5 protein-coding genes are annotated in these 4,811 nt (G+C 63.1%); 2 read left to right on the top strand and 3 right to left on the bottom strand.

The genetic code is table 11. The features are described from left to right. Positions 1–243: 243 nt before the first annotated feature. Positions 244–1,524 (bottom strand): acetylornithine deacetylase/succinyl-diaminopimelate desuccinylase family protein, encoded by a 1,281-nt coding sequence (locus EN781_RS26070; protein ID WP_127400475.1) that lies wholly within the window; start codon positions 1,522–1,524, stop codon positions 244–246. 222 nt (positions 1,525–1,746) lie between these two features. Between EN781_RS26070 and EN781_RS26065 the strand changes: the two genes are divergently transcribed. Beyond that, complete coding sequence (locus EN781_RS26065; RefSeq protein WP_126054133.1) at positions 1,747–2,178, top strand: L,D-transpeptidase; 432 nt, start codon at positions 1,747–1,749, stop codon at positions 2,176–2,178. A 173-nt stretch (positions 2,179–2,351) separates the two neighbouring features. Continuing rightward, positions 2,352–3,176 (top strand): hypothetical protein, encoded by an 825-nt coding sequence (locus tag EN781_RS26060; protein WP_127400474.1) that lies wholly within the window; start codon positions 2,352–2,354, stop codon positions 3,174–3,176. A gap of 137 nt (positions 3,177–3,313) precedes the next feature. Here EN781_RS26060 and EN781_RS26055 read toward each other — a convergent pair whose 3' ends face one another. Beyond that, positions 3,314–4,303 (bottom strand): lipid A biosynthesis lauroyl acyltransferase, encoded by a 990-nt coding sequence (locus EN781_RS26055; RefSeq protein WP_126054135.1) that lies wholly within the window; start codon positions 4,301–4,303, stop codon positions 3,314–3,316. A 5-nt stretch (positions 4,304–4,308) separates the two neighbouring features. Next, positions 4,309–4,811 (bottom strand): zinc-binding dehydrogenase (locus EN781_RS26050; RefSeq protein WP_145965627.1); only part of this gene is annotated, 503 nt, incomplete at its 5' end.

Below are 4,811 nucleotides of genomic sequence, written 5' to 3'. Positions count from 1 at the left end.
GTGCGGGGGTTCGAGCGGAATGCCGATGACGAGATCGGTACGCGCGGCAAAGGCCGAGGTGGCGGTGGCGAGTGCCAGGGCGGCGGCGGCGAGAACGGTCTTCCACAATTTCATCGGGCAACTCCCATCTGCTCAAACCGGGTGGATAGAAGCGTGATTTCGAGGTCGAGTAAATTGCGTTTCGTGCTGTCGGGCGACGCCAGGCGGAATGTTTTTCCAGAAATAGTCTGCCTGCCCTCGGGATCAGTCCGCGACAGTGCCCCTCAACAGCACGTTGAGGCCGATCGCCATCACCTTGGCCGATTCCACCATGTCGGCGATGCCGACCCATTCGTCGGGCCGGTGGGCGAGGTCGAGGATGCCGGGGCCATAGGCGATGCAGTCATAGATGTGGCCGATGCGGGCGACGTGCTTCTGGTCGTAGGTGCCCGGCGAAATCACATAGTCGGGCTCGCGGTCGAAGATCGCCATGATGCCTTGTGCCACGGCTTTCACCACAGGTGCGTCGCGCTCGGTCATCAGCGGCAGCACTTCCATCAGATCGCGGATCTCGTAGTCGAACTTCGTCCGCTCGCGCTTCAGCCGCTCCAGGATATCCGTCACCTCGCTCTTCACCGTGGCAAGGTCCTCCTCGAGCAGGAAGCGCCGATCGATGGTCAGCCGGCAGGAATCGGGCACGTTGGGCGAGGGCAGGCCGGGGCGGAAATCCTCGGTCTGGCCGCCATGGATGGAGTTGATGTTCATGGTCGAGCGCCTGGCGCCTTCGGGTACGACGGGCATGCGCGTCACCTTGCGGTCCAGCGCCGGGAACAATTCGTCCTCGAAGGCCTGCAGCACGGCGCCCATGTGGCGCACCGCATTGTCGCCGAGGAACGGCATCGAGCCATGCGCGATCTCGCCCTTGGTCTCGATCTCGGCCCACCAGACGCCGCGATGGCCAAGGCAGATGCGGTCCTTGTTCAGCGGTTCCGGAATGATGACGTGGTCGACTTTCGGCTTGGAAAAATAGCCGAGCCTGGCCAGATGGGCGACGCCGCCGAAACCGCCGGATTCCTCGTCGACCGTGGCCGAAATCTCGATGGCACCGGGGAAGTCCGGAAACACCTCCATGAAGGCCTCGGCGGCGATGATCGAGGCGGCCAGCCCGCCCTTCATGTCGCAGGCGCCGCGGCCGTAGACCTTGCCGTCCTTCACGATGCCGGCGAACGGATCGACGGTCCAGCCTACGCCAGCCTCGACGACGTCGATATGCGAGTTGAGATGCACGCATGCGCCGGGCGATCTGCCGTCGAAGCGGGCAACGACGTTGACGCGCGGGTAGCGGTCGGTGTCGCCGGGCGTGCCTTCGGCGCGGACGAACTCTGTTTCGAAGCCGCGCTTCTTCAGGCGCTCGCCGACATATTCGGCGCAGGGGCGATAGGCCTCGCCCGGCGGATTGACGGTCGGGAAACGGATCAGGTCCGCGGTCAGCGCAACGAGGTCTTCGATCCGCGCATCGACGGCCTTAAGGAGTCGTTCGGTCATTCCTGAAGTTGAGCAGCGAAGCGGGCGACTGGCAAGCGCGACGGCGAAGTCGTTGAAACTACGTGTCGCGGCGGCAACTATGGCGGGAAATTCGTTCAAATTCGCTGCTTTGGATTGGCGAATTCATCAACGAGTGTGTGTTACTTCATTCACCTGCCGTTAAAATGCTGAAAAATCGCGTGATGGCAGGCATGCAAGGGGCAATCAAAGGGGTTTGATCGCATGAAAAAGACTGTTCTCATGGCAACGATACTGGCGACCGCGCTGTTCGGCACCTCGGTCGCAGGCAAGGCTGCCGCCCTGGTGGCCAATATCGATGTATCCTCACAAACGATGACCGTCAGCAGATACGGCCAGGTGCTGTACCGCTGGAGCGTGTCCACCGCCCGCAAGGGTTACTTCACGCCGCGCGGCAGCTACCGCCCGCAGTGGACGGCCCGGATGTGGTATTCGCGCAAATACGAGATGTCGCCGATGCCATACTCAGTGTTCTTCCGTGGCGGCTACGCCATCCACGGCACCGGCGCGGTGAAGTATCTCGGGCGTCCGGCCTCGCATGGCTGCGTGCGCCTGCACACCGCCAACGCCGCGACCTTCTATTCGATGGTGCGCGAAGCGGGCTACGGCAACACGCGCATCGTCGTCACCGACTGACCTCGCGCGATTGCCTTTCGGCGCCAAAAGCGTTGCAGCAATGCCGCACTGCAACCGGAACTCGCATCGAGGCACGGTTTCCGGTGCCGGCGTCGATTGCGTAAATCTTTGGCGGTGGTAGGTATCGCAACGTTACTTTTTGATGCTTGGGGATTACAATGTATCGACTTGTTTTGAGCGCGGCGATTGCCGTAACCGCTACTTCCACCTTCGCTGCCGACGCGCCCGTCGTCCTGGACCAGGAACTCGCCCAGCCGCATATTTCAGGCTACGGCGAGGTATATCTCGGCGGTCTCTACTTCGCGACCCCCGGGGACGATGCAGACGGCACGACCGCCGGCGGCGCCGCCCGGGTCAATTTTCCGATCGACGCTCGCTGGAACATCCAGACCGACGCGGTGATCGATTCGCTGTGGGTCGAGGGTACGAACATCTACAGCTACGGCGGCGCAATCCATGGCTACTGGCGCGATCCGAGCGCCTATGCGCTCGGCGGTTTCGCTACGATCACGGGATATGGCGGCGAAGATTTCGGCGGTGCCGATCTATACTCCTTCTCGGTCGGCCCTGAAGCTCAAGCCTATTTCGGCAACGTGACCGTCTACGGACAAGTCTACTACGGCCAGTTGCGGGCCTCCGGTGAATCCGAGCATCTCGACAATTGGGGTGGCCGCGGCGTGGTGCGCTACTTCGCCCAGGACAACCTTCGCTTCGACGGCGAACTTGGCTTCGCGAGACTTTCGGCGGACGGCGCGCACTTCGACACCGTCTCGGCGGCTCTGCAGGCCACCTACCGTTTCACAGGTACGCCGTGGTCCGTCTTCGGACGCTACCAGTTGGATCATCTGACTTTCTCCGAAGGTCCGGGCAGCGTGAACGTCCACAAATATGTGATCGGCCTGCGGGCGAGCTTCGGCTCGGATACGCTGCTGTCGGAGGACCGCAACGGCGCTACCATGGATACGTACCGGTCGAATTTTACCGTGCCGTTCCTCTAGGGTCAGGTAAGCAAGAGCTACATCAAAGCCGCGAAGAGCAATCTTCGCGGCTTTTCTTTGCTGGTGGCCTCAGTCCTCGATTTCCGGAAAACCTTCAGGCAGTGCAGACCGCGCTGGGAAACCGACCCTGGGTGCGCTCAGCTGACTACTTTCGCCTGCCCACGCCGGCTGCGGCGGCGGCCGCTCATCTCCCACCTTTTGTGGAACCACATCCACTGGCCGGGATCCTCGCGCACCCAGCGCTCGACGACGTCGGCGAGAAGCTGGGTGGTGGCGTGGACGTCGACACTGCCGCTCTCTGTGCGCGGCAAGGTCAGCTTGTCCTCGATCTCGAGGCGGAAACGGTTGTCCGGCAGCCGGACGCAGCGTGCCGGATAGACGTCGCAGTCGTAGTGGCGGGCGAGCATGCCCAGTACCGGATTGCTCTGGCAAGGGCGGCCGAAGAAGGTCGTCTCCAGTCCGCTGGAGAATTTCTGGTCGACGAGCACGCCGATATTGCCGCCGTTCTCCAGGATGGCGGCAAGCGCGAAGGAAGCGCCGGTCGAGGAGGGCAGCAAGCCTCCCATGGTCGAGCGGCGCGTCGAGTGGATGTAATCGGCGAGATAGGGATTATTGGGCGGGCGAAACAGCGCGGTGATGTTCATGCCGAAGGTGGCCGCGGCCACGGGCAGCAGCTCGAAATTGCCGAGATGGCCGGTAAACAGGATATGCGGCTTCTTCTCGCCGGCGATCTCGGCGAAATGCTCGACACCGCGCACCTCGACCCGGCCCGGCTTCGTCGCATTCGGATCGAAATCGAACAGCGCATCGAGGAAGATATACTCGGCCGCGAGGCGGGCCATGTTGCCCCACATGTCCAGCGCGATGGCCTCGATCTCGGCGTCGCTCTTTGCGGGATAGGCGCGCCGCAGATTGTTGACCGCGACCCGATGACGTCCGACCAGCGGGCCGATGCGGCGGGCGACGCGGTCGGCGAAGTTGAGCGCCTTGTCCGGCGGCAGGAGCCGCAGCAGCGAGATCATCGCCATGGCCAGGCGCGCCACCAGCCAGTGCTCCATCTGGCGCAGCCGCCGGCCGTAGCGGAACATGAAGTCCCGGCGGGCTTTCTTGAGCACCTTACCGACCATTTGCCTTAGACGCGCAGGATGATCTTGCCGAACACGTCGCGGCCTTCCATGCGCTTCAGCGCCGCGTCGATGTCGTCGAAGCCGACCTCGGTGTCGATGACGGGAGCGACGAGGCCGGCCGCCATCTTCTGCATCGCATCGGCCATGTTCTCCATGCGGCAGCCGAAGGAGCCGAGCAGCTTCAGCTGCTGCTGGAAGAGCTGCATCAGATTGACCTGTGTCGACACGCCGGAGGTGGAGCCGCATGTGACCAGGCGGCCGCCGCGCTTCAGGCACAGCATCGAGCCGGCGAAGGTGTCGGCGCCGACATGCTCGAAGACGACGTCGACGCCCTTCTTCTTGGTCAGCTTGCGCACGACGCCTTCGAAACGGTCCTCGCGGTAGTTGATGACATGGTCGGCCCCCAACGCCTTGGCCTTGTCGATCTTGTCGTTCGAGCCGACCGTGGTGATGACGGTGCAACCCATCTTCTTCGCCAACTGGAGCGCGGTGGTGCCGATGCCGGAGC

Source organism: Mesorhizobium sp. M4A.F.Ca.ET.090.04.2.1, assembly GCF_003999085.1.
Lineage (GTDB): Bacteria > Pseudomonadota > Alphaproteobacteria > Rhizobiales > Rhizobiaceae > Mesorhizobium.
This window is presented reverse-complemented; position numbering and strand designations above follow the sequence as displayed.

Coding starts and splice junctions, on each gene's coding strand:
- EN781_RS26070 (WP_127400475.1), bottom strand. CDS start 1,524: ATGACCGAACGACTCCTTAAGGCCGTCGATGCGCGGATCGAAGACCTC.
- EN781_RS26055 (WP_126054135.1), bottom strand. CDS start 4,303: ATGGTCGGTAAGGTGCTCAAGAAAGCCCGCCGGGACTTCATGTTCCGC.
- EN781_RS26065 (WP_126054133.1), top strand. CDS start 1,747: ATGAAAAAGACTGTTCTCATGGCAACGATACTGGCGACCGCGCTGTTC.